The sequence below is a fragment of the Arthrobacter sp. StoSoilB20 genome, assembly GCF_019977295.1.
Lineage (GTDB): Bacteria > Actinomycetota > Actinomycetes > Actinomycetales > Micrococcaceae > Arthrobacter > Arthrobacter nicotinovorans_A.
Genome location: NZ_AP024651.1, coordinates 1 through 24184, shown reverse-complemented (window position 1 = coordinate 24184; position 24184 = coordinate 1). Strand labels below are relative to the sequence as shown.

The 24184-nt window shown below is 61.2% G+C and carries 22 protein-coding genes and 2 tRNA genes; 10 read left to right on the top strand and 14 right to left on the bottom strand.

The genetic code is table 11. The annotated features are described in order from the left end of the window. The first annotated feature begins 103 nt into the window (after positions 1 to 103). From LDN85_RS00120 to LDN85_RS00090, 7 genes are all read left to right on the top strand, one after another. On the top strand, positions 104 to 358 hold the full coding sequence (locus tag LDN85_RS00120; protein WP_026540995.1) for a cell division protein CrgA: 255 nt from the start codon (positions 104 to 106) through the stop codon (positions 356 to 358). A gap of 45 nt (positions 359 to 403) precedes the next feature. Further along, entirely contained in the window at positions 404 to 913 is a 510-nt protein-coding gene (locus LDN85_RS00115) for a methylated-DNA--[protein]-cysteine S-methyltransferase (RefSeq protein WP_026540996.1), read from the top strand. Beyond that, positions 913 to 1461, top strand: coding sequence for an RNA polymerase sigma factor (locus LDN85_RS00110; RefSeq protein ID WP_026540997.1), 549 nt, complete (start codon positions 913 to 915; stop codon positions 1459 to 1461). The genes LDN85_RS00115 and LDN85_RS00110 overlap by 1 nt, the downstream gene beginning before the upstream one ends. Continuing rightward, positions 1458 to 2087, top strand: a complete 630-nt coding sequence (locus LDN85_RS00105) for a methylated-DNA--[protein]-cysteine S-methyltransferase (RefSeq protein WP_026547259.1) — start codon at positions 1458 to 1460, stop codon at positions 2085 to 2087. Before LDN85_RS00110 ends, LDN85_RS00105 begins: the two co-directional genes overlap by 4 nt. Then, entirely contained in the window at positions 2084 to 2818 is a 735-nt protein-coding gene (locus LDN85_RS00100) for an alpha-ketoglutarate-dependent dioxygenase AlkB (RefSeq protein ID WP_091550504.1), read from the top strand. Before LDN85_RS00105 ends, LDN85_RS00100 begins: the two co-directional genes overlap by 4 nt. Before the next feature lie 92 nt (positions 2819 to 2910). Further along, a complete protein-coding gene (locus LDN85_RS00095; RefSeq protein WP_026547261.1) occupies positions 2911 to 3510 on the top strand; it encodes a DNA-3-methyladenine glycosylase I in 600 nt (199 codons plus the stop codon). Between the two features lie 836 nt (positions 3511 to 4346). Next, positions 4347 to 4967 carry a GyrI-like domain-containing protein gene (locus LDN85_RS00090; RefSeq protein WP_223944276.1) on the top strand — a complete coding sequence of 207 codons (621 nt, stop codon included), beginning with the start codon at positions 4347 to 4349 and terminating at the stop codon, positions 4965 to 4967. Between the two features lie 149 nt (positions 4968 to 5116). Here LDN85_RS00090 and LDN85_RS00085 read toward each other — a convergent pair whose 3' ends face one another. After that, positions 5117 to 5971 carry a rhomboid family intramembrane serine protease gene (locus LDN85_RS00085; RefSeq protein ID WP_223944275.1) on the bottom strand — a complete coding sequence of 285 codons (855 nt, stop codon included), beginning with the start codon at positions 5969 to 5971 and terminating at the stop codon, positions 5117 to 5119. Positions 5972 to 5992: 21 nt separating this feature from the next. Next, positions 5993 to 6535, bottom strand: a complete 543-nt coding sequence (locus LDN85_RS00080; RefSeq protein ID WP_026541003.1) for a peptidylprolyl isomerase — start codon at positions 6533 to 6535, stop codon at positions 5993 to 5995. A 153-nt stretch (positions 6536 to 6688) separates the two neighbouring features. Between LDN85_RS00080 and LDN85_RS00075 the strand changes: the two genes are divergently transcribed. Together LDN85_RS00075 and LDN85_RS00070 are read left to right on the top strand one after the other, a co-directional pair. Continuing rightward, on the top strand, positions 6689 to 7669 hold the full coding sequence (locus tag LDN85_RS00075; RefSeq protein WP_223944274.1) for a hypothetical protein: 981 nt from the start codon (positions 6689 to 6691) through the stop codon (positions 7667 to 7669). 141 nt (positions 7670 to 7810) lie between these two features. Beyond that, positions 7811 to 8686: a glycosyltransferase family 2 protein gene (locus tag LDN85_RS00070; RefSeq protein WP_026541005.1), complete on the top strand. Its 876-nt coding sequence runs from the start codon at positions 7811 to 7813 to the stop codon at positions 8684 to 8686. A 39-nt stretch (positions 8687 to 8725) separates the two neighbouring features. Here LDN85_RS00070 and LDN85_RS00065 read toward each other — a convergent pair whose 3' ends face one another. Next, entirely contained in the window at positions 8726 to 9634 is a 909-nt protein-coding gene (locus LDN85_RS00065; protein ID WP_026541006.1) for a DMT family transporter, read from the bottom strand. A 118-nt stretch (positions 9635 to 9752) separates the two neighbouring features. Here LDN85_RS00065 and LDN85_RS00060 point away from each other — a divergent pair, with 118 nt between their 5' ends. Next, on the top strand, positions 9753 to 11750 hold the full coding sequence (locus tag LDN85_RS00060; protein ID WP_223944273.1) for a beta-N-acetylglucosaminidase domain-containing protein: 1998 nt from the start codon (positions 9753 to 9755) through the stop codon (positions 11748 to 11750). A 278-nt stretch (positions 11751 to 12028) separates the two neighbouring features. Here the strand turns inward: LDN85_RS00060 and LDN85_RS00055 are convergent. The 11 genes from LDN85_RS00055 to dnaA form a co-directional block, all read right to left on the bottom strand. After that, positions 12029 to 12104, bottom strand: a tRNA-Ala gene (locus LDN85_RS00055). A gap of 70 nt (positions 12105 to 12174) precedes the next feature. Then, positions 12175 to 12294: a DLW-39 family protein gene (locus tag LDN85_RS00050; RefSeq protein ID WP_209320078.1), complete on the bottom strand. Its 120-nt coding sequence runs from the start codon at positions 12292 to 12294 to the stop codon at positions 12175 to 12177. A 47-nt stretch (positions 12295 to 12341) separates the two neighbouring features. Next, a tRNA-Ile gene (locus LDN85_RS00045) sits at positions 12342 to 12415 on the bottom strand. Positions 12416 to 12528: 113 nt separating this feature from the next. After that, positions 12529 to 13233, bottom strand: coding sequence for a DUF3566 domain-containing protein (locus tag LDN85_RS00040; protein ID WP_026541007.1), 705 nt, complete (start codon positions 13231 to 13233; stop codon positions 12529 to 12531). After that, the gene (gene gyrA, locus LDN85_RS00035; protein WP_026547264.1) at positions 13230 to 15902 is read right to left on the bottom strand and encodes a DNA gyrase subunit A; all 2673 of its coding nucleotides are present in this window, start codon (positions 15900 to 15902) and stop codon (positions 13230 to 13232) included. Before gyrA ends, LDN85_RS00040 begins: the two co-directional genes overlap by 4 nt. 63 nt (positions 15903 to 15965) lie before the next feature. After that, the gene (gene gyrB, locus LDN85_RS00030; protein WP_026541009.1) at positions 15966 to 18044 is read right to left on the bottom strand and encodes a DNA topoisomerase (ATP-hydrolyzing) subunit B; all 2079 of its coding nucleotides are present in this window, start codon (positions 18042 to 18044) and stop codon (positions 15966 to 15968) included. 337 nt (positions 18045 to 18381) lie between these two features. Beyond that, positions 18382 to 18936 carry a DciA family protein gene (locus tag LDN85_RS00025; protein WP_026541010.1) on the bottom strand — a complete coding sequence of 185 codons (555 nt, stop codon included), beginning with the start codon at positions 18934 to 18936 and terminating at the stop codon, positions 18382 to 18384. Further along, positions 18923 to 20116 carry a DNA replication/repair protein RecF gene (gene recF / locus LDN85_RS00020; protein WP_223944272.1) on the bottom strand — a complete coding sequence of 398 codons (1194 nt, stop codon included), beginning with the start codon at positions 20114 to 20116 and terminating at the stop codon, positions 18923 to 18925. Before recF ends, LDN85_RS00025 begins: the two co-directional genes overlap by 14 nt. 23 nt (positions 20117 to 20139) lie before the next feature. Continuing rightward, positions 20140 to 21024 carry a phosphogluconate dehydrogenase (NAD(+)-dependent, decarboxylating) gene (gene gnd, locus LDN85_RS00015; RefSeq protein ID WP_026541012.1) on the bottom strand — a complete coding sequence of 295 codons (885 nt, stop codon included), beginning with the start codon at positions 21022 to 21024 and terminating at the stop codon, positions 20140 to 20142. A 41-nt stretch (positions 21025 to 21065) separates the two neighbouring features. Then, positions 21066 to 22190: a DNA polymerase III subunit beta gene (dnaN, locus tag LDN85_RS00010; RefSeq protein WP_026541013.1), complete on the bottom strand. Its 1125-nt coding sequence runs from the start codon at positions 22188 to 22190 to the stop codon at positions 21066 to 21068. Positions 22191 to 22765: 575 nt separating this feature from the next. Further along, entirely contained in the window at positions 22766 to 24184 is a 1419-nt protein-coding gene (dnaA, locus tag LDN85_RS00005; protein ID WP_026541014.1) for a chromosomal replication initiator protein DnaA, read from the bottom strand.

The following is a 24184-nucleotide window of genomic DNA, read 5'->3' as shown; positions in this document are numbered from 1 at the left end:
ACCAACCCGGAACGCCGCGTGGCCGTTAACCGCTGGAATTTTCCTTCCTGCAGGATATCAAGGCTGGCTGGAACGGGTATCAACGTACAGCCAAGGAGGATCCGTGCCCGAGTCCAAGCCCCGCAAGCGGCCTGCCCGTCAGGACCAGCAGGCTTCCACAGCGCAGCAGTACAAGCCAAACCCGGTTTGGTACAAGGCCGTCATGTTCGGACTGATGATCCTCGGTCTCATCTGGATCATCACTTTCTACATCACCGAGGGTCAGTTCCCGGTCCGCGACTGGGCGTCATGGAACATCGTTGCCGGCTTCGGCATCGCGATCGTGGGCTTCCTGATGACCACGCGCTGGCGCTCCTAGGAAACCTGCACCTCACATCTGCGTGCCCGTGGACGTCTACAAGATATGAGCATCCGGCACACCACCATGGATTCCCCGTTGGGACAGTTGACGTTGACTGCCAGCGGGGAATTCTTGACGGGCATTTTCTACGAGGGCCACTGGCATATGCCTCCTCCCGATTACTTCGGGGTCCCCGCAGGGCTTGAGGATCCGGTTTTCGCCCATACCCGGCATGAACTTGACGAGTATTTGGGTGGCCACCGCACTGTTTTCAATGTCCCGCTCCAGGCCCACGGAAATCCCTTCCAGGAGAAGGTCTGGGCGCGCCTTCAAGATATCCCCTTCGGCGAGACCGTCAGTTATGGCGGGTTGGCCGTTGAATTGGGGGATCCGCACTTGGCACAGGCCGTAGGTTCGGCTGTTGGCCGCAATCCCATCAGCATCATCATTCCGTGCCATCGCGTGGTGGGACGCAAGGGCCAATTGACCGGGTATGCGGGCGGTCTTCGGAACAAGCGCTACCTTCTTGAACTGGAAGAGCCTGCTGCAGTGAAAGAAGGAAAGCTCTTCTAATGGGTAAGAGGCAGGCGGTCAGCAAGAAGCCTTTTGAGACGGTAGTGGAGGAGCAGGGCGCCACCGTCCTGCGGGTATGCCGCGCGGTCCTGGGAGTGCACGACGCCGACGACGCCTGGTCTGATACCTTCCTTGCTGCCCTTCAGGCTTATCCGGGCCTTCCACAGGAGGCCAACGTGCAGGCTTGGCTGGTCACTATCGCCCACCGAAAATGCATTGACCATCTGCGCGCGGGCAACCGGCGTGCGGTCCCGGTGGATTCCCCGCCCGAACACCCTTCCCCCCTTGGCATTCCCGGAGCGGACCATGCCGAATTGTTGGACGCGGTGAACCACCTTCCACCCAAACAGCGGCAGGCAGTGGCGTATCACTACCTTGCCGGACTTCCCTATAAGGACATTGCCGCACTTTTGGGGGGTACTCCTGAGGCTGCACGGCGTGCTGGAGCGGACGGCGTCAAAGCCCTTCGCAATGCACTGGCTTCTCTACCGGCGTTGGTTGATGTGCCTGCGCTGGTGCATTCACTTCCAAAGGGAGAAATCCGATGACCCTTGACCCAACCACTGACCGCCTGGACGTGCTGTCCCTCCTGGAACCCCTCGATGCCGGGCTGGAGCCCGCACTTGAGAGCCTCCGCGCCCGCCTTGCCCGGGACGCCCAACTGACCCACACCTTGGATGTCGCCTACAGGGTAGTGGACTCACCTGTGGGCAAACTGCTGTTGGCTGCCACTGACCGGGGCATAGTCAGGGTGGCCTTTGATGTGGAAAACCATTCCGAGGTCCTGCAGCGCCTGTCCGAAACCATCAGCCCCCGCATTCTTCAAGCGCCGGCGAGGTTGGATGATGCTGCATGGCAACTCGAGGAGTACTTCAACGGCAGCCGGAAAGAGTTCGATCTCACGGTGGACTTCCGCCTGTCCCGCGGGTTCCGGCTCAATGTGTTGCAGCACCTGCCCCGGATTGGCTACGGGCGCACCGAAAGCTATGCACAGGTGGCGTCGGCTGCGGGAAGCCCCAACGCTGTGCGGGCCGTTGGAACCGCCTGTGCCACCAACCCGCTTCCCGTCATCATTCCGTGCCACCGGGTAGTGAAATCGGATGGCAGTTTTGGCGGCTACCTCGGCGGGCCGGAGGCGAAACGCGCCCTGCTGACCCTGGAGGCAGCAGCGTGAACGACGACGCCCTGTTCCCGTTGGAGTTGGTCCAGGCAGAAGCGCACGACGCCGGACCCCGGCTGATTGCCCCGGGCGCGGTTTATGTTCCCGGCTGGCTCACGGCCGAACAGCAGCGGTGGATTGTGGGTCGCTTCGGTGAATGGACGCAGGGCCCCGTGCCGTTGCGGGCCGCAACACTTCCGGGCGGCCGCAAGATGTCAGTACGAACCGTCTGCCTTGGGTGGCACTGGCAACCGTATAAGTACACGCGGGAAGCCACCGACGTCAACGGCCGCCCCGTGCTGGATTTCCCTGATTGGATGGTTCGTTTGGGGCGGAAAGCCGTTGCAGACGCCTATAAGTCCGGAATCGACGGTGAGGAAGGCCTGGAGGGTTTGGAATGCCTGGGTGCCGTCGCCGAGGGCTACACACCGGACGCCGCGCTGGTGAATTTCTACGACGACGGTGCTGCCATGGGTATGCATCAGGACAAGGACGAACACTCCGGGGCGCCCGTCGTGTCCCTCAGCATCGGCGAAGACTGCCTTTTCCGCTTCGGCAATACGGAGACCCGCACCAAGCCGTACAAGGATGTTCGCCTCCGCTCGGGAGACCTGTTCGTCTTCGGTGGGCCTTCCAGGTTTGCCTTTCATGGCATTCCCAAAGTCTTCCCCGGAACTGCTCCGAAGGATTGTGGCCTCACGCACGGCAGAATCAATATCACCATGAGGGTCACGGGGTTGTCCTAGAACCCTGAATGTCAGAGCCACACGGCAGAATATCTCCAATAGGCACAACAACTGGCCGGGGTTCCAGCAACCTCGGCCGCGGAGGAGCATGCATGAGTCCGGACAACGGCACCGTCATTGGTGAAGACGGGCTTGCACGGCCCCTGTGGGCTGCTTCAGACCCTCTTATGCAGGCTTACTACGATCACGAGTGGGGAATGCCTGTCCGGGATGAGCAGGGCATGTACGAGCGCATCAGTCTCGAGGCGTTCCAAGCGGGGCTTTCCTGGGCCACGATTCTCCGGAAACGGGAAGCATTCCGGGCGGCCTTCGTGGACTTCCACCCAGAGAGCGTTGCAGCCTTCACTGAAGAGGACGTTGAACGTCTCATGATGGACGCCGGCATTGTTCGGAACCGTCTCAAGATCCGTGCCGCCATCACCAATGCCAAAGCAACCATTGCACTGCGCGAAGAGGGCGGGCTGGTGGACTTTGTATGGTCTTTCCAACCTGAGACCACCCCGGCACCGCATACCTTTGCAGACATCCCCACCACTTCACCGGAGTCGATCGCGTTGTCCAAGGCACTCCGGAAGAAGGGCTTCGCGTTTGTTGGGCCCACCACCATGTACGCGCTCATGGAAGCAATCGGCATCATCGACACCCACCTCTTGGACAGTCATCGCCGTGGATCCTCAGGAGTGTGGGTCTAAGCTCCCGGCTCACAGGGCCGTCGGATTGCCGAAGGGCATCCCTGGCTCATATCCCCGGCTCTTGTCCACAGAAGTGCGCAACTTTATCCACAGGCGTGGATAAACTCTGTGGACATCCACGTAAATGCCACCATGATCGCCGGATTGGCGCCAAATTTGCGCACTATCTGCGGCGAGGGCAGTTATACCCACTGTGTACGGTGCTGTGGATAGTGATCCAAGCTTCACTCAAAGTTCAACACCGTGGGATTGCCGGTTTTGCTTCCGGGGCGCTTCCAGGGACAACACCCCATCAACATGGTTGGCTCGGAATCCCCTAATTCCGCCGCGAAGGACTATGAAGTCGATGCCAAGTCCACGCAGCACTCGCGGGTTACCCACTTAATAACAACCGCCTACCCACAAGTTATCCACAGATGGGGAAAACTTGTGGGTTTCACGACGCAGATCCGCGCCATGACGGACCGCAGGGGCCTTCCCGAGTGGTGAACTACACCTTTGTAAGTTATTAACAATGTTGATAAGCCTGTTGATAGAAGGTGCTCCTGGAAGTGATTAACAGGGTTGTCCACAGTTGTTGGTATCAAGCCCTATTTGTCCACATTTTTGCACCCGACGGGGACAAAGTTATCCACAGGTGTGGAGAAATTCATGCCATTCGGGGGATATCTACGGATCTGGCGGCTCTTGAAGAGGGTTTTGGACCTAACTACACGCTTGTAAGTTACGCACAGTGTGGATAACAGCTGTGGATAACCAGCAACTACGGCCCCCCTTGCACCCGGGGTGGGGGCCGGGCCGCCACATGCGGCCACCCGGCGGCGTACCGTGGTCCCATGAAGAGCGACTTCAAGAAACTGGTCACCACCTACAGCGCCAAACCCGGGATATTCGCGGTGGTTACAGTCCCCAAACTGCAATTCCTGATGATTGACGGCCATGGTGATCCCAACAGCTCCCAGGCATACAAGGACGCTCTGCTCACGCTCTATCCGGTGGCCTACAAGCTCAAGTTCTTCAGCAAAGAGCAGCTGGGGCGGGATTATGCTGTGATGCCGTTGGAAGCCCTGTGGTGGGCCGATGACATGGAGTCCTTCACCTCGGCCAGGGACAAGTCCCAGTGGGACTGGACGTTGATGATCATGGCCCCTGACTGGCTCGGACCGGATCATTTTGCAGCTGCACGCGAGGCCGTTGCCGGGAAGGGGGAGGCCGTCGCGTTGGACGCTCTCCGCTTGGAGCACCTTGAGGAAGGCATGAGTGTGCAAACACTTCATATAGGGCCCTACGACGACGAAGCTCCGGTCCTCCAGGAGATGCATGGAAGCTTCATTCCCGGGCAGTCCTTGGCCATGACAGGCAAGCACCACGAGATCTACCTCAGTGATCCCCGCCGTACGGCTCCCGAAAAGCTCAAGACGATACTGCGGCAGCCGGTCAGGCCGGCTGAAAGCTAAGAGGGCAGCAGCCGGAAACGACTTCCCGTCGGGCCCGACCCCATCGCCGGGTGCTGCTAAGCAGCCAGCGCGGTCAAGTCAGTTGGCGCGGTCAAGACAAGCCGACCCGGACCCATCAGCCGGCGCAGTTAGCCAAAGCGAGCGGCTAGTCAGCCGGAGGTGACGCGGAACCACGTGGCCACAGCCAACACGCCAGCCACCAAAACGAGGCCACCGGCTTGGAGGAGGCCCCGGTTCTTGCCCTGAGGGGCATAGGCAATCACTGCGGCAGCGAGGCCGCCTGTGATCAGACCGCCCAGGTGCGCCTGCCAGGCAATGCTGGGAACAAAGAAGCCGATGGCACCATTGATGGCAATCAGGACCCAGAGTTGTTTGGTTTCGCCGCCCCGGTGTCGTTGGACCACCAGCATGGCGCCGAAGAGGCCAAAGATGGCCCCCGAAGCACCCACGACGCCCACCACGGGCCGGTCGGGAGTCAACAAAAGGAAGCCCACTGATCCGCCGATCGCGGACAGCAGGTACACGGCAAGGAATCGGATCCGCCCGAGCAAGGGCTCAAGGGCCTGTCCGAAGATCCACAGCGTGTACATGTTCAGGACAATGTGGAGCAGGAATCCCTGGGAATGCAGGAATGCGGCGGTGAGCATGCGCCAAGGCTCAGTATCGGCAAAAACGTTGGCAAAGGCGAAGTTTTGGAACACTGCCTCGCCGGGCACAAGCCACTGAAGGACAAAGACCAACAGGCACAGGCCGATGATCGTGTACGTCACCAAAGGCTTGCCCACGGCCAGGGCGCCGCCGTACGGGGACCGGTAGACCGGCGTCGAACGTTTTTGTTCGTTGATGCAATCAACGCACTGGAACCCGACGGCGGCCGCCCGCTGGCACTCGGGGCATGCAGGGCGCCCGCAGCGCTGGCACCGCACATAGGAGGGCCTGTCCGGGTGCCTGGGGCACACCGGAATATCAGCGGACGGCTCTGCCGACGGGATTCCGTAACTCATGAGCTCAGGTTCAGGGTGTGACTAGAGCTGTTCGATGTCGATGCTGTTGATGACGACGTCCTCGACGGGGCGGTCGCCCATGCCGGTACGGACGGCTTCAATGGAATCCACAACCTTGCGGGATTCCTCATCGGTGACCTCACCGAAGATGCTGTGCTTGCCGAACAGCCAGTCGGTGTTCACGGTGGTGATGAAGAACTGTGACCCGTTGGTGCCCTTGCCCATCTGGATGCCGGCGTTGGCCATGGCCAGCTTGTAGGGAGCGTTGAAGGTCAGTTCGGGGTGGATCTCGTCGTCGAACTGGTAGCCCGGTCCGCCAACGCCGCGACCCAGGGGATCGCCGCCCTGGATCATGAAGTCCTTGATGATGCGGTGGAAGATGGTGCCGTCGTACAGCGGCGTTCCGGTCTTGTCTTCGCCGGTCTCGGGGTGGTTCCAGGACTTTTCGCCCGTGGCCAAGCCAATGAAGTTGGCGACCGTCTTGGGCGCGTGGTTGCCGAAGAGGTCAACCTTGATGTCGCCGAGGGTCGTGTGGATCGTTGCTTTTGCGGTTGCGATGGTCATGGCCCCATTCTTCCATGCAGGGTCAACGCCGGTGCAGTTGTAAAGCCGGTTCCGCGCTCGGTGAAATCCGGGACGAATCCGGCAGATGAATAGCCGGTGTTCGCCAAGCGACGTAGGCTAGCAACAAACGAGCATGTGTATCGGGAGGTAGTTGTGAAGAAATCAGACCGTATTGCCCGCGACCTCGAACAATCCGTTGTGGCCGGTGTAGACAACGCCCGCGACTGGGCGGCACCCCGTGTGGAAGCCGCTGTCAACTGGGCTGTTCCGCGTATCCAGCACGGCATTGATACCGCTTCCCCCAAGATCCAAGAGGGGCTGAAGTCCGCGGCGCACAACCTCGCCGACGGCGTTGCTGTTGTTACGCCGCGGATTCAGGATGGGTTGGCGCACCTTGCGCCGAAGATCCATGACGTAGTGGAGGACGCAACGCCCAGGATCCAGGAGACGCTCAACAAAGCCACTCCGGCCCTCGGCATCGCCCGGGACAAAGTAGTGGACGAGTACCTGCCCAAGCTGTCCGAGCAATTGGGCCAGGCTTCGGTAGCCGTTCACCACGCTTTGGAGAACGCACCGGCACAAGTTGATGCCGTGGCGCAGAAACTGGTCGATTCCGGCGTTGTACACAGTGTCCAGGAGCAGGCCCAGGCTACAGGCAAGCACATCAAGGCTGTTACGGATCAGGCCGGCAAGGCAGTTTCCACCGCTTTGGTGAAGGAGCAGCCCAAGCCGAAGAAGCGCGGTTGGCTGATCGTGACCGTCATTGCTGCGGCCGCTGCCGCCGGTGTTGCGGCCTGGAAGGCTTCCAAGCCTGTGGAAGACCCGTGGAAGACGCCTTCCCCGGTCACGCCGACGCCCGCTCCGGTTCCTGCTGCCCCGGCAGCTGCTTCGGCAGCGGATGATGCCCCGGCATCAGCAACGGCCGCCGCGTCCACTGGGTCCGGCACCGCCGACATCACCCCTGAGGATGCCGCGGCTGAGGCAGAGCAGGCCACCAAGGATGCCTTCAAGAACGTTGAGGACTCCTCTGCGAAGGTGGCAACCGACGCCAAGACTGCCGTGAAGAACATTGCGGCCAGCTTGCACAAGGACTCTGAAGGCTCGGACTCCGATGCCAAAGGTGCACAGAACTAAGCACTGACATGAGGCCTTGAGCAGGCCAATACGTCAACAAACTGAAGGGATCCCGGTCATGGCCGGGATCCCTTCAGTGTTTGCCGGCTTGTAACCAAAGCCTCCGCGGGTGGCGCGGCCCCGGGTGTTAGATTTGGAGTGATGTCAGCCGATAGACCCTCTGCGGGTGCCCAACAGGATGGTCCGGTGCCCCCGGGCGTGTCCATCGTCATCCCGGCGTATAACGAAGAAAGCGTCATTCGCCAGTGTCTCATCGCGGCCATTTACCAGTCCGTTCCTGCTGACGAGATCATCGTGGTGGACAACCTCTCCACGGACCGGACCGCACGTATCGTGCGCCAGATGCAGCAGGAATATCCCGAGAGCCCCATTATCCTCCTGCGCCAGGAAGCCTTTCAGGGCCTGATTCCCACCCGCAACCATGGGCTGAACAACGCCACAAGCGAGGTGGTGGGACGTATCGACGCGGATTCCGTCCTGGAGCCGGATTGGGTTGAACAGGTCCAAAAAGCGTTCATGGACCAGTCGGTCGCTGCCGCAACGGGTCCTGTTGTCTATTACGACATGCCCATGCGCCGCTTCGGCCTCAAGGCGGACGACAAGATGCGCCAACTCATGCTGCGCCTGGCCAAGCACCAGTACCATTTCCTCTTCGGTTCCAACATGGCTCTCCGACGTTCAGCTTGGGAGACCATCCGCGACGAAGCGTGCCTGGACCCCAAGGATGAGATGCACGAGGATATCGATCTCTCCTTGCACCTCTTCGAGCACGACCTCAAGGTGCAGTATGTGCCACAGATGGTTTCCGGGATGTCCGCCCGCCGGTTGGAGGATTCACCCCGCGATTACCGCTACTACGTGCAGCGCTTCGACAGGACCTACAAGGCCCACAACGTCAAGAAGATGGCACTCAAAGCACCCATGGTGGTGTTCTTCTCGGTATATTTCCCGGCCAAGATACTCCGCGCCATCCACACGTCCAACGCCGCGCAGGGCGCCCGGCGCGGTGGCCTTTAGCGGTACAGCGACAAAGCGCCCGCGCCCGACGGCGGATCCTCAGTCAGTGCCCAACCCGGCTTCGCGTCGGTCTGCTTCAGCCCGGCCCCGCCGCTGCCCGGCGACAACTACAGCCAGGCCAACCAGGATCAGCGCCAGTCCTGCATAGGTCCCGGCAGGCAAGGTCTCAGCAAGGAAGATGGCTGCAAGGATCGCAGCGCCCGGAATCTCCAGCAGGATGATCATGGACACCAGCAGCGGACTCATTGTGGCCAGCAAGTGGTTGAAGGCCGTGTGTCCTACCAACTGCGCGCATACGGTGATGGCGATAATGCCAAGCCAGCCTCCGGCGTCGAACCCTGTCAGTGGCTGGGCGCTGAACAAAGCCATCACCGCCACGATCGCCGCGCACATGCCGTAGCAGAGCGTGGTGTAGGTACCGGTTCCCATGGATTGGCGGGCCTTTCCTCCCGCCAGCGTGTAGAGGCCGGCCAGTGCTCCGCCTGCCAGGGCCAAGAGGTCACCCAGCAGTGCTTCAGGGGATGAGCCCATGTCGAATCCCGTGATGGCCACGACTCCGCCGAAAGCGATGCCCAGGCCAACCAATACCGGCCAGCGGTGCCGCGTTCCCCGGAACAACTGGAACACCGCGATCCATGCCGATTGCAAGCACACCAAGGCCGTAGCGGCAGCCACCGACGTCAACTGGAGGGCGGTAATGAAGCAGGCGAAGTGGAAGGCCAGTGCGACGGCAGCAACAGTGGACCAGCCAAATTCCCGCCGGGTGATCCTGCTGAACGCTTTCGGCTCGCGGATAGCCACCGGAGCTGCCATGACGACGGCACCAATCGCGTTCCGCCAGAAAGCGATCGCCAAGGCCGTCACTGAAGTCGCTCCCAGGGTGCCCGCGATGAGCGGTCCGGAAGAGGCGACACCCAGGACACCCAGGGCGGCAATGAGAAGGGTCACGGATCAACACTAGTGGGGCGCGGGTGCGTTCCAGACCCTATCTGATGCTCCAACAGTGTGATTGTCTTGACTCAACATTCCAGTGAGCCGGTAACGGCGTACCCAAGGGGTTATCTGATTGAACACCGCACCCGCCGGCTCCGGCACCAAGCGCCGGCGGTCTCTTCTGCTGATGGTGGCAGGGTTGCTCGCAGCTGCCCTGGTTGCCGCCGGCTGGTTCGCTGTTTCACGTGAGCGTCCCGATGGTCCAGGCGGAGCCGAAGTCAGTACAGGTGTTCCAAGCATCTTCCCGGTACCTCAGCATGCCCGGTTGGGGAATGGGGCCCCGGTCCCCATCACCGGGCACGTGTACGTTGTGGCACCCGCCGGAACGGACCAGGCCTCGACTGCCGCCGTCCGGGACCTCGTTGCTGCCTCAGGAGGAACCGCGGAGGTTGTGACAGCCCTTCCCTCCCCACAGGAAGGGTCATCGGCCATCCACCTGGGCACTGAGTCCGCGGTGGGCCCGGTCCTCAAAGCCTTGCAAGTGGACGGCGACTCCTCAGTCCGTGATGCCCTTGGACGTGCTGAAGGCTATTCGATCGCAACCGGACAGTCCGACGGGATTCCGACGGCGGTTCTCGCCGGACGCGACGACGACGGCGTTTTCCACGCCGTCCAGACCCTCCGGCAGGTGCTTAAGGACGGCGCTGTGGCCCCGGTCCAGGTAAGTGACTGGCCGCTGATGGAAACACGTGGTGTGATCGAGGGCTTCTACGGAACGCCCTGGTCCCACGAAGCCCGTTTGGATGTCATTGAATTTGCGGGCAGCCAGAAAATGAACACCTACATCTATTCGCCCAAAGACGATCCCCTGCTCCGGGACAAATGGCGTGAGCTGTACTCGGACAGGGAGCTCAGCGAGCTGCGGGAATTGATCGACGCCGCGGCCGCCAACCACGTCCGGTTCAGCTACGCTCTCTCGCCGGGGATTGACGTTTGCTATTCCCGTGAAGCGGACCTTGAGGATGCAGTGGCAAAGCTTGAATCCCTGTATTCGCTGGGGGTGCGCTCGTTCGTGATTCCCTTGGACGACATCGCCACCAAGGTCCAATGCGCGGAGGACCTCCGGGAATTCGGCGCCGGACAGGTGAACCTGGCGAAAGCGCAGGCATCGTTCGTCAATGACGTCAATGCCAAGTTCATCTCCGGCAAAGCAGGTGTCCTGCCGCTCGAAACGGTCCCCACCTTCTACAACGGATCCGGAAGCACGCCGTACAAGAAAGAACTTGGCCGCGCACTGAACCCCGAAATTGTGGTGCAGTGGACGGGTGAAGACGTGGTCTCCCACCGGATCACCACGAAATCGGCGGAAACTGCGGGCGATACCTACGGGTCACCCGGCAAACCCCGGAGCCTGGTCATCTGGGACAACTATCCGGTTACTGACTTCTCCCAGGACCATCTCTTCCTGGCACCCGTGATTGGCAGGGACGCCGACCTTCATCGATCCATCAAGGGAATCGTCACCAACCCGATGATCCAGCCCTACCTCTCCCTGCCGGCAATCTTCAACTACGCAGATCTCTCCTGGAATGGGCCTGCGTACAAGCCCGGGCCATCCATGGATGCCGCGCTGTCCTTGCTCGCCGGCCCCGACCCCGAAGTGCGGGCAGCCGTACGGGCTTTCGTGGACCTGAACCAGGACTGGCAGGACGACGAACTCACCCCCTCAGCACCGGAGCTTCGCCGGGATGTCGACCAGTTCTGGTCGGAATACGACGCCGGCAAGTCACCATCGGCGGCACTGAGGAACCGCGCTGGGCTGCTTCAAAAGCTTCCCACGCTCCTGCCACGCATGGCCGAGCCCGGATTCGCCCAGGATGGCACTGCATGGATTGCAGCGGCTTCGGAGTACGGGCGGGGTGTGGAAGAGGCGATCACCATGCTGGAGGCAGCCAAGCGTGAGGATACGCAAGCCGCTACTGCGGCCCGGTCCGCCGTGGAGGGTGCCCTGAAGACAGCCGGAGCCAAGACACAGCCCACCTTGGAACTCGGCGTTGTGACCCCCGTCCTGGGCAACGACGAGCTGGCGGCTTTCATCGAGCGCGCCCTGCAGCGGGTTCCGGCAGCCTGAACGGTTGAACACTGGGCGCTGGTTCCTGAGCGCCTGTTGCGGGACAGCTAGGATCCTGCGGACTGCGGGACAGCGGGTTGCGGGACTGCGGGACAGCTAGGATCCTGCGGACTGCGGGACAGCTGGGTCCTGCGGACTGTAGCCCCTACCGGTCGCGGACCACTCCCCGGGGTTCTCTGCCCTGCCGAATAATCAACGGGCCCGATCTTCTGGTTAAGAGCACCCGGTCTTCTGGTTAAAGCAAAAGTCCCGGTCATTTCTGACCGGGACTTTTCTTATGGTGGAGGCACGGGGACTCGAACCCCGAACCCCCTGCTTGCAAAGCAGGTGCGCTACCAATTGCGCCATGCCCCCATAAGAAGCAACCCGTCAATCATACCCCATGTCCAGGCTGGTAATTACCAGTTCGGACCGGGCCCTTCGGCTAGTCGACCGTGTCGGTTGACTTGCTCCAGACATCTTTCCGGGCCTCGGATTCCTGCGCCTTTTTATAGACCAGGACACCTGCGACTGCCGCTGCTACAACTACCAGCAACTTCTTCACAAGTACCTCATTCCGGTTCAGTTTTACCTGAACCTCTTTCGGTTCCGTGGGCGTACCAGGACTTGAACCTGGGACCTCTTCGTTATCAGCGAAGCGCTCTAACCGCCTGAGCTATACGCCCCGATGCCTCATCGGGCCGAGATATGACTGTACAGCACATCCCGGCCCGATCTCAAATCGAGGCATTTCCGAGAGGGAATTCCGCCTCTTTGGGCGGAATTCCGCGGATTTTTCTTAGTCGTCGGTCAGGGTGACGCCGACGCCACCAACCAACGTTGCGGAAATGTTATAGAGAACGGCGGAAAGCATGGACAGTGCCGTCAGCAGGACCACGTTCACCACGGCAATAATCGTGGCAAAGGACGCTACCTGGCCCAGCGAAGCAATCTTCTTCAGTTCGAATCCACTGCCTTCTGATCCCGCCAGGGTGCCAAGGAGGCTGTCCACCTGGTTGAAGATGCCTGTGAGATCCAGCACAGTCCACAGAACGATGGCAGCCACTACGGTGACGATGCCCAGTGCAACGGACAGGAGGAATGCCATCTTCAGCACGGACCAAGGATCCACCTTGCTGACCAGCAGGCGTGCGCGGCGAACCTTTGCCTTGGGGGCAGGCTTTACCAAGCCGGGAGCACCCTGCGCGGGGCGCTGACCCGACTGGGCGGGACGTTGTCCGGGCTGCGCCGGGCGTTGTCCGGGAGCACCCTGGGCGGGACGCTGACCCGACTGGGCCGGCCGCTGGCCGGGAGCACCGGTAGGACGCTGCCCGGAGCCGGTCCCGGTTGCGGGTCGTGCGCCTGCGGCATCGGATCCGGAAGCCCCGGATCCGGGACGCTGCTGGGGCCGCGCGGGCGTTCCTGCCTGGGCGCTGCCTGAGGGCTGCCGGAGTCCGCCGGGGACACCTGTGCTCGGCTTGGGATATGAGTCGGAATTACTCACTCGTTACCTCCGGTGTTGTCTTCGTTCAGCTCCGCGCCCGTTTCAGTTTCCGGGTCTGCGTCGTTTTCCGTTTCGGCCGTCACGGTCGCCTCAGAGGCGCCGTCGTTTGCAGCCAACGTTACGTCATCGTCGAGTCCGTCTTCTGACTCTTCGACTTCCAGGCCGCGTTCGCTGTTGCGCGCAACCTCAATAATGCGGTCATTCTTGTCCGGCTTGGCGAAGATGACGCCCATGGTGTCACGGCCCTTGGCCGGCACGCCGGTTACCGCCGAGCGGACCACCTTGCCGCCCTCCATGACCACCAGGACTTCGTCTTCTTCCTGCACGATCAACGCGCCCACAAGGTCACCGCGGTCTTCAGCAAGCTTGGCAACCTTGATCCCCAAACCGCCACGTCCCTGCAAACGGTATTCGTCCACAGCGGTCCGTTTGGCGTAACCGCCCTCAGTCACGATGAAGACGAAGGAACCGTCCTGGACGACATCCGCGGCAAGCAGTTCGTCATCTTCACGGAACTTCATCCCGGTCACACCGGACGTAGCGCGGCCCATGGGGCGCAGTGCGTCATCGGTAGCTGTGAAGCGGATGGACTGGCCCTTGCGCGAGACCAGCAGGAGGTCGTCGGTCTCGCTGACCAACTGGGCGGAGACCAGTTCGTCCTCATCGCGCAGGTTGATGGCGATAACGCCGGCTGTGCGGTTGGTGTCGTAGTCCTCAAGCCTTGTCTTCTTGACCAGGCCATTCTTGGTGGCAAGCACCAGGTAAGGAGCCTGCTGGTAGTCCCGCAAGTCCAGGACCTGGGCGATGTGCTCGTCCGGCTGGAAGGCCAGCAGATTGGCAACGTGCTGGCCCTTGGCATCGCGTCCCGCCTCAGCGAGCTCGTATGCCTTGGCACGGTAGACGCGCCCCAGATTGGTGAAGAACAACAACCAGTGGTGGGTGGTCGTGACAAAGAAGTGCTCCACGACGTCGTCTCCGCGCAACTGGGCACCCTTGATGCCCTTGCCGCCGCGCTGCTGGGAACGGTAGTTGTCGCTGCGCGTGCGCTTGACGTAGCCGCCACGCGTAATGGTGACAACCATTTCCTCTTCGGGAATCAGGTCTTCCATGGACATGTCGCCGTCGAAACCCATCAGGATGTGGGTGCGTCGGTCATCACCGTGCTTGGCGACGATCTCGGCAAGTTCCTCGCTGATGATCTGGCGCTGCCGCTCTTCGGAAGCCAGGATCGCGTTGTATTCCTGGATCATCGCTTCGAGCTCGGAGTGGCGGTCCTGGATCTTCTGGCGTTCCAGGGCGGCCAAACGACGCAGCTGCATGTCCAGAATGGCCCGGGCCTGGAGCTCGTCAATTTCCAGGAGCTCCATGAGGCCTTCACGCGCAGCCTCTGTGGTGTTGGAGGCACGGATGAGTGCAATGACTTCATCCAGCATGTCCAGGGCCTTGAGGAGCGCGCGCAGGATGTGTGCTTCTTCCTCGGCCTTGCGCAGGCGGTACCGGGTACGGCGGGCAATGACGTCCATCTGGTGCGCAACCCAGTGCCGGATGAAGGCATCAAGGCTCAAGGTGCGCGGAACGCCGTCGACAATTGCCAGCATGTTCGCCGAGAAGTTGTCCTGCAACTGCGTGTGTTTGTAAAGGTTGTTCAGGACCACCTTGGCAACGGCATCGCGCTTGAGCACAATCACCAGTCGCTGGCCGGTACGGCCCGAGGTTTCATCACGAAGGTCCGCGATGCCTGAAATCTTGCCGTCCTTGACCAGTTCGGCAATCTTGATGGCCAGGTTGTCCGGGTTTGCCTGGTACGGAAGCTCGGTCACCACCAGGCAGGTACGGCCCTGGAGTTCCTCGACGTTCACCACGGCACGCATGGTGATGGATCCGCGGCCGGTGCGGTAAGCGTCCTCGATGCCCTTATGGCCCAGGATGGTGGCGCCGGTGGGGAAATCCGGGCCCTTGATCCGCAACAGCAGCGCTTCAAGGAGCTCTTCGCGCGTGGCCGTGGGATTCTCAAGTGCCCACTGGACACCCTCGGCGACCTCGCGAAGGTTGTGCGGCGGAATGTTGGTGGCCATGCCGACGGCGATGCCGGAGGAGCCGTTGACCAACAAGTTGGGGAAACGCGCCGGCAGGATGGTGGGTTCCTGGTTCTTGCCGTCGTAGTTGTCCTGGAAGTCGACGGTTTCCTCGTCGATGTCCCGGACCATCTCCATGGCCAGCTGTGCCATTTTGGTTTCGGTGTAACGCGGAGCAGCAGCGCCGTCGTTGCCGGGCGAACCGAAGTTGCCCTGGCCAAGAGCCAGCGGGTACCGCATGGTCCAGTCCTGGATCAGGCGCACCAAAGCGTCGTAGATCGCCATGTCACCGTGCGGGTGGTAGGTACCCATGACATCGCCCACCACGCGGGCACACTTGTTGAACGAGCGGTCCGGACGGTAACCGCCGTCGAACATAGCGTAGAGAACGCGGCGGTGCACCGGCTTCAAGCCGTCCCGGACATCCGGAAGGGCGCGGCCCACGATGACGGCCATGGCGTAGTCCAGGTAGGACCGCTGCATTTCGGTCTGCAGGTCCACCTGCTCGACGCGGTCGGTCAGCACATCACCCTCAAGAACTACATCCTCGGCGTCGTTCGATTCCGCCGGGACTTCGGGAGTTTCGTCACTCATAATCTAAAGTTTCCGTTTCAGGTATATGTCAGTTCTGGAATATTCAAAGCCCTTAGCGGAGCCCTAGATATCGAGGAACCTGACGTCCTTGGCGTTCTGCTGGATGAAGTTTCGGCGCGACTCAACGTCTTCGCCCATCAGGACGGAGAAGGTCTGGTCGGCAGCCAAGGCATCATCCATGGTGACCTGCAGCAGCGTGCGGCGATCCGGATCCATGGTGGTGTCCCATAGCTCGGTGTAGTCCATCTCGCCCAGACCCTTGTAGCGCTGGATGCCGTTGTCCTTGGGGAGTCGCTTGTTCATCGCGGCACCCTTGCGGATGGTTTCATCACGTTCGCGGTCGCTGTAGACGTAATCGTGGGCAGCGTTGGACCACTTGATCCTGTAGAGCGGCGGCTGGGCCAGGTAGACGTAGCCGTTCTCGATCAGTGGGCGCATGTAGCGGAACAACAGTGTCATCAAGAGGGTGGTGATGTGCTGGCCATCAACGTCAGCATCGGCCATCAACACAATCTTGTGATACCGGAGCTTGGCTATATCGAAGTCCTCGCCAATACCCGTGCCGAATGCCGTGATCATGGACTGGACTTCCGCGTTCCCCAAGGCCTTGTCCAAGCGGGCACGTTCCACGTTCAGGATCTTGCCACGCAGGGGCAGGATGGCCTGGGTTTCGGGGTTGCGGCCACGCTTGGCCGAGCCACCGGCGGAGTCACCCTCCACGAGGTAGACCTCGCAGCGCGACGGATCCTTGGAGGAGCAGTCGGAAAGCTTGCCGGGCATGCCGAAGGATTCCAACGGGCTCTTTCGGCGGGCGTTATCGCGTGCCTTGCGGGCAGCCATGCGTGCCTGGGCAGCCGAAATGGCCTTCCGGATGACATCGCGGGCAGGACCGGGGTTACGTTCCAGCCAGTCACCCAGCTGATCCGTGACGACGCGCTGGACAAAACCCTTGACCTCGGAGTTACCCAGCTTGGTCTTGGTCTGCCCTTCGAACTGCGGCTCGGAAAGCTTGACGGAAATAACAGCCGTCAGGCCTTCACGAATGTCATCACCGGTAAGGTTGTCTTCCTTTTCCTTGATGATGCTCTTCTCGCGCGCATAGCGGTTGATCAGGGAGGTCATCGCGGCGCGGAAGCCTTCTTCGTGCGTTCCACCCTCATGCGTGTTGATGGTGTTCGCGTAGGTGTGGACGCTTTCCGAGTACGCAGTGGTCCACTGCATGGCAACCTCGACGGCGATGTGCCGCTCGGTGTCTTCGGTTTCGAAAGCGATGACGTCCTCGTGGACGATCTCCACCTTCTTGTTCGAGTTCAGGTGCTTGACGTAGTCCAACAAGCCATCCGGGTACTGATACACCACGGTCCTGTGTTCGGCGGCTACTTCACCTTCAGTGGCCACGGCATCCAGGTCGAGGTCGCCATCGCCGTCGCGGGAGGCAGGACGCTCATCGGTCAGCGTGATCCGCAGGCCCTTGTTGAGGAAGGCCATCTGCTGGAAGCGGGCACGGAGGGTTTCGAAATCGAACTCGGTGGACTCGAAAATGGTGCCGTCCGGGTAGAACGTCTGGGACGTTCCGGTGACGTCTGTTTCTTCTCCCTTGACCAGCTCGCCCTGGGGCTTGCCGCCGTCGGCGAAGGTCATCCGCCATACGTGGCCCTGCCGGCGGACTTCCGTGTCCACACGGCGGGACAAAGCGTTCACCACGGAGATACCCACACCGTGGAGGCCGCCGGAGACTGCATAACCGCCGCCACCGAACTTGCCGCCTGCGTGGAGGATGGTCATGACCACTTCAACCGTCGGCTTGCCTTCGGTGGGGTGGATGTCCACGGGGATGCCGCGCCCATCATCAACAACGCGCACGCCGCCATCGGCACGGAGCGTGACCTCAATGTGGCTGCAGTAGCCGGCCAGCGCCTCATCAACCGAGTTGTCCACCACTTCATAAACCAGGTGGTGCAAGCCGCGGGGGCCGGTGGATCCGATATACATGCCGGGGCGTTTGCGCACCGCTTCGAGGCCCTCCAGCACGGTGATGTCGCTGGCACCGTACTCCCTGGGCGCCACCTCAGGCGTGTCAGGCTTGGGAACAGTCTCCTCTTCGGGCTCTACTGCCAAGGTCTCTGCATTGTCGTTAGCCACAGGCGCTTTCGACTCCTCTGTACTCGATGTCGGCCGTTCCCGGTGGTGTCCACGGCGAACCGCAGCCGTCAACGGGCACGTGACTGATTGCGCCGACTAGTCGGACGAAGGGGGTACCCTGCCACAAGAGTGGATCCAGGAACCCCAACGACGTTTCACCGGCGCTCAGTGATCTACACCAATTCTATCGTGGAAACGCACAAATCCTTGCAAATACGGGGGCAGCCCAGAGCTGAATATGGCCGTGGGAGGCCGCTGGCCCTATCTGCAATGGCCCTGCGGTGGTCCCGATGGGGGCCTATACGACTCCGGGGCGTTGAATCGCCCTGCACGCCGTTCAGCCGTAAGTGTCCCGCGGTCCGCGACCGTTCACGCTGCGCCCGCCCTTTCGCCAACTCGGAGCCGAAGGACCCAGCACTTGAATGCTGGTCACTACGCCTTCGCCCAGTTCGTTGCGGAACATCTCCAAAAGACTGCTGCTCAGCAGACGAAGCTGCGTAGCCCAGGCCGTGGAATCGCAGCGAACATGGAGCGTTGTGTCCGTGAAGCTCTCCGGCGTGCAGTGGGCGGAAATGTCCGGTCCAACCAAGGTTTCCCATTCGGCCATGACGGATCCCACGGCCACAGGCGACGTCCACCCCCGCTCGGCCACCAGGCGTCCCACCACATTGCCAAGGCCCAACGGATCACGGCCGCTTCCATGGAATTGCGCAAAACCCCTGGTGTCCCGGATGCCCTTCCGCTTAGGGGCCGATCCGGGCCTGGGTGCGCGCTGCCGGACTTCGCCGCGGGCGGCCGCAGCCTCCCGCATCCGGTTCAGCGCCGCCTGGGCGGCGTCGATTTCGTCCGGATCGCGGCCGGGTTGAAGTCCGTCGCGGCTATCCTTCGCCATCGATGCCTCCCGGAACAACGGTTACGCGCCGTCCGGCCAGCTCCTCGGGGATATCGGCGTCGACGGCGGCAGTCACCAGTACTTGCTCGGCACCGGCGACTATTGCAGCCAGTTTACGCCGGCGCTGTACATCAAGTTCGGCAAACACATCGTCCAGGATCAGGATCGGAGCGGTGCCCCCGGTGCGCGCGTCATCGAGCATCACATAGTAGGAAGCCAGGCGGAGGGACAAACACATGGACCAGGTTTCACCATGGGACGCGTAGCCCTTGGCCGGAGCTTGGCCCAACACCAGTTCCAGTTCATCGCGGTGCGGACCCACCAGGGAGATGCCGCGTTCCAGCTCTTTTTTTCGGGATGCTGCGAATGACTGGATGTAGCGTTCGGTGAGTTCGTCGATGGACAGCAGCCGGAGGTCATCAACCGACGCCGAAGGTTCCGTACCAGGATCGGCGGGACCGCCGTCGTCGTCCAGTACGCCCTGGATGGTCGAGCGGTAAACCGCACCTGCCTCTTTGGACCCATCAGTGAGCTGCGCGTATGCGCTGTTCAAGTGCGGACGTAAACGTTCCACCAGTTCCAGCCTGGCATGGAGCAGCTCGGCCCCGGCCCGGGCCATGTGCTGGTCCCAAACGTCCAGGGTTGCCTCATGGCCGGCAGTGAACTTACCCGCACGGGCAGATTTCAGGAGGGCGTTGCGTTGTTTCAGGACGCGATCGTAGTCGCTTCGCGTAGCTGCATGCCGTGGAACCAGGCTGACCAGCAGCTCGTCCAGGAATCGGCGGCGGTTCGAGGGATCGCCCTTGACCAGAGCCAAATCCTCCGGCGCGAACAACACCGTGTGGCAGATCCCCAGAATGTCCCTGGCACGCACCGGATTTCCGCGGTTGATACGGCCACGGTTGGCTCGCCCGGCATTGATTTCCAGCTCGAGCATCGTGGATTGTTCTCCACGAACGAGCCTGGCCCGGATCATTGCGCGCTCGGCACCGAAGCGCAGCAGCGGTGCGTCCGTGCTGACCCGGTGGGAGCTCAGGGTCGCCAGGTATCCGATTGCTTCCATCAGGTTGGTTTTGCCAATTCCGTTGGAACCAACCAGGACAGTCACACCAGGGCCGAGTTTGAGGTCGACTTGTGCGTAACTGCGGAAGTCCGTCAGCGAAAGATGTTCGAGGTACACGCCGTTTGCAGGACTCCTGCGGCCTAGTTGGCCGGACGGGTGGCGTGTCCGCCGAACTGGTGGCGCAGGGCAGAGACCATCTTCATGGCAGGCGAGTTGTCCTCACGGGAAGCAAACCGGGCGAAAAGCGCGGCAGTGATGGCCGGCGCCGGCACTGCGTTGGCGATTGCTTCCTCAACGGTCCACCGGCCCTCGCCGGAATCCTCAACGTAGTCGTCAATCGAAGCCAGGCCCGGATCTTCGTCAAGTGCCTTGACCATGAGGTCCAGCAGCCAGGACCGCACGACCGTGCCCTTTTGCCAGGCGCGGAAAGTCCCTGGAAGATCCTTCACGATGTCCTTGGCCGCCAGCAGTTCATAGCCTTCGGCGTAGGCCTGCATCAAGCCGTATTCGATGCCGTTGTGGACCATCTTCGCGTAGTGGCCGGCACCCACACCGCCAACGTGGACAAAGCTGTCGGCACGTTCGCCTTCGGGCCGGAGGGCATCAAAAACCGGCATTGCCAGTTCGATGTCTTCATCTGCGCCGCCTGCCATCAGGCCGTAACCATTCTCGAGGCCCCAAACGCCACCGGAGACACCGCAATCGGCAAAGCGGATGCCTTTTTCGGCAAGGGCAGCTGCGTGCTTCTGGTCCTCCGTGAAACGTGAGTTGCCGCCGTCGATGACCAGGTCGCCGGGGCTGAGCTTCTCGCCAAGTTCGCTGACCACGGCATCGGTGATCGCACCTGAGGGAACCATGACCCACACCAGCCGGGGGCTGGGAAGCGCTGCGATGAGTTCATCCACGGAAGCAACATCGGTGACGTCCGGATTGCGGTCGAAACCAGTAACTTCGACTCCACCGTTCCGCATGCGCTGCCGCATGTTGAAACCCATTTTTCCGAGGCCGATCAGACCGATGTGCACAGTGTGAACTCTTTTCTGCGAAGGTGGCGGGTACGTTTCGGTTAGTTGGGGAGGCGGACCGGCATGACGAGGTAGCGGTAATCGTCCTGGTCTTCTCCGTCAGCCTCAGCCTGGGCCGTAATCATGGCCGGCTTGGGAGCCGTGGTGAAGGAGAAGCGCACGTACTTGGTCTCGATAACGCTCAAGCCTTCAACAAGGTAGTGAGGATTGAAGGCAACAGTGATGTCTTCGCCGGAAAGTTGGGCCTCGAGCTCTTCGGACGCCTGGGCGTCCTCGCCGGTGCCGGCGTCGAGGTTCAGCAAGCCTTGGGTGAAGGCCAAACGCACGGGAGTGTTCCGCTCTGCGACGAGGGACACGCGGCGAACGGCTTCAACCAGTTCCTGGGTCTGGACTGTTGCGTGGATGGGTGTGGAATCCGGGAACAGTGATCGGATTTTCGGGTAATCACCATCCACCAGGAGCGATGTGGTGGTGCGTCCGCCGCTTTCAAAACCAATGAGCCGGCTGTCATCATCCGCCAAGGCCAAGTTGATGTCACCGCTGCCACCAAGGGTCTTGGCAACCTCGTTCAGTGTCTTGGATTTGACGAGGGCGCTTGTGGAAATTCCTGGTGTGACCGGCTTCCAGGGAACTTCGCGCATGGCGAGGCGGTAGCGGTCGGTGGCAAGGAGGGTGATGAGGTCATCCTCGATCTCCATGCGCACACCGGTGAGGATCGGGAGGGTGTCATCCTTGCTGGCCGCAATGATTACCTGGGAAACAGCCTGGGCAAATGCATCGCCGGGCAGGGTTCCACTGATGGTGGGCAGTGCCGGGAGTGCGGGGTATTCACCCTCAGGCATGGTGGCCAAGTGGAAGCTGCTTCGGCGGCAGGTCAATGTCACCTTGCTGCCATCGGTCTCCACTTCCACGGGAGCTGAAGGAAGGCTGCGGCAAATATCAGCCAGCAAGCGCCCGGACACCAGGATGGTTCCCTCGACAGCGATGTCAGCAGGAATTTCCAAGCGTGCCGAGGTCTCGTAGTCAAAGCTCGAGAGACTGACTGTTCCTGCCTCAGCTTTGAGGAGGAGGCCGGAAAGTACCGGTACGGGCGGCCGCGGAGACAACGACCGCGCGGTCCACGTAACGGCTTCTGCCAGGACGTCGCGGTCGACTCTGAACTTCACGGAGGGGTGCCGCCTTTCATTGCTGCTGCCATGTAGTACCTGCGGATTCCTGCTTGGAATCCGCTAAAACTTCGCAATCCGGCACCGGAACCTGCATGGTCCGCACTGAGCGAACTACAAACAGACCCAAGGATGGGAGCGCTGCTGACAGCTTAGCCGGAACATCCGCGATTAACCCATCCCCGCTTGGCCGGACCCCTCGTATGTGGACAGCCGGAAGCCGGCCTTGGGACCTCTGGTTGGTCTGCTTCCGTCGGGGCGGGGAGGTGGCAGAACGAGATTGTTATTTGAGGGATTTCAATTTTTTGGGATTCGTAGTGTTAATAACTGCTGTGGAAACTGTGGATAACCCCATCCCACCGCGTCGTTCCGCGGTTAAGGCCTGTTCACGGATTGTGCGTTAACTGGGTTTTAAACAGGGTGTGGATGGGGACAACTCCCAGGGCGGTTTTTAACGATCCACAGGCGCCTTAAGGGTTTTAAGCCCATTAACCGAGCTTGTCCCCTTAAGTATCCACAGGCTTATCCACATGCACCTGTTAATAAGGTATGTAGTGGCGCCTACGTTGTGGATGTCAGGAGTCGCGCTGCTGCTGTTTGATGCGGTTGGTGAGTTCAGTGACCTGGTTGTAAATCACACGACGCTCAGCCATCAGCTCGCGGATCTTGCGGTCAGCGTGGATGACCGTGGTGTGATCGCGTCCACCAAGTTCCTGGCCGATCTTCGGCAGGGACATGTCAGTGAGCTCACGGCACAGGTACATGGCGATTTGCCGGGCGGTCACCAACGTGCGGGTGCGGGACTTGCTGCAGAGCTCTTCCATGCTGAGCTTGAAGTAGTCCGCTGTCTGGTCCAGGATCTGCTTCGCGGTGATCTCCTGGGCTCCGTCATCAGTGATGAGGTCCTTGAGCACCATTTCCGCCAGGGCCACATCCACCGGCTGGCGGTTGAGGCTTGCGAAGGCCGTGACCCGGATGAGGGCACCTTCAAGTTCGCGGATGTTGCTCGAGATCTTGGACGCGATGTACTCCAAGGCGTCATCCGGTGCGGACAGGCCTTCGCTGAGGCCCTTCTTGCGGAGGATCGCAATGCGGGTCTCAAGCTCAGGGGGCTGGATGTCCGTCAGCAGGCCCCATTCGAAACGGGACGTCATGCGGTCCTCGAAGCCGGCGAGCATCTTGGGTGGCTGGTCCGAGGTGATGACAACCTGCTTGTTGGCATTGTGCAGGGCGTTGAACGTGTGGAAGAACTCCTCCTGGGTCCGGTCCTTGCCCGCCAGGAACTGGATGTCATCGATCAGCAGCACATCGACATTCCGGTACGTGGTCTTGAAGCTGGTGCCTTCGTCATCACGGATGGAGTTGATGAAGTCGTTGGTGAATTCCTCGGAGTTCACGTAGCGGACACGGATCCCGCTGTAGAGCCGGCGGGCATAATGACCGATCGCGTGCAGCAGGTGGGTCTTGCCCAGGCCGGAGTCGCCGTAGATGAACAACGGGTTGTACGCCTTGGCCGGCGCTTCGGCGACGGCGACGGCGGCCGCGTGCGCAAAGCGGTTGGAAGAGCCGATCACAAAGGTGTCGAAAATGTACTTGGGATTGAGCCGGCCAAACTCATGCGAGGTGCTGGGCGGAGTGGGCTGTGGCTTCGGCTCAGCGAAGTCGGACACAGCGGAAAGCTCGACGACGGGCTCCGGCTCTGCATGGACGGGCACCAGATCGGTGTCCACATCGATCGCGCAGCGGATGTCGTCGGAGAAGACGCTGCGGAGTGCATCGTCCAAGGCGTCCTTGACCTGGGTCTGCAGGACTTCGCGGGTGAGTTCGTTGGGAACGGCCACCAAGAGTGTGGAACCAATGAGTCCCTGCGCCTGGGCGAGGATGACGAAACCGCGCTGACGGGGTGAAACCCGGTCGTCCTGTTCCATGAGGCTCAGCACCCTGCGCCAGGAACTTCCGACAGTGTTGGCGTGGTTGGCTTCGTCTACTGTCAT

Excerpts from the sequence above, each read along its gene's own strand:
- LDN85_RS00115 (WP_026540996.1), top strand. The coding sequence starts at position 404 with ATGAGCATCCGGCACACCACCATGGATTCCCCGTTGGGACAGTTGACG.
- LDN85_RS00110 (WP_026540997.1), top strand. The coding sequence starts at position 913 with ATGGGTAAGAGGCAGGCGGTCAGCAAGAAGCCTTTTGAGACGGTAGTG.
- LDN85_RS00105 (WP_026547259.1), top strand. The coding sequence starts at position 1,458 with ATGACCCTTGACCCAACCACTGACCGCCTGGACGTGCTGTCCCTCCTG.
- LDN85_RS00095 (WP_026547261.1), top strand. The coding sequence starts at position 2,911 with ATGAGTCCGGACAACGGCACCGTCATTGGTGAAGACGGGCTTGCACGG.
- LDN85_RS00090 (WP_223944276.1), top strand. The coding sequence starts at position 4,347 with ATGAAGAGCGACTTCAAGAAACTGGTCACCACCTACAGCGCCAAACCC.
- LDN85_RS00085 (WP_223944275.1), bottom strand. The coding sequence starts at position 5,971 with ATGAGTTACGGAATCCCGTCGGCAGAGCCGTCCGCTGATATTCCGGTG.
- LDN85_RS00080 (WP_026541003.1), bottom strand. The coding sequence starts at position 6,535 with ATGACCATCGCAACCGCAAAAGCAACGATCCACACGACCCTCGGCGAC.
- LDN85_RS00070 (WP_026541005.1), top strand. The coding sequence starts at position 7,811 with ATGTCAGCCGATAGACCCTCTGCGGGTGCCCAACAGGATGGTCCGGTG.
- gyrA (WP_026547264.1), bottom strand. The coding sequence starts at position 15,902 with ATGAGTGACGAAACTCCCGAAGTCCCGGCGGAATCGAACGACGCCGAG.
- LDN85_RS00025 (WP_026541010.1), bottom strand. The coding sequence starts at position 18,936 with ATGGCGAAGGATAGCCGCGACGGACTTCAACCCGGCCGCGATCCGGAC.
- dnaA (WP_026541014.1), bottom strand. The coding sequence starts at position 24,184 with ATGACAGTAGACGAAGCCAACCACGCCAACACTGTCGGAAGTTCCTGG.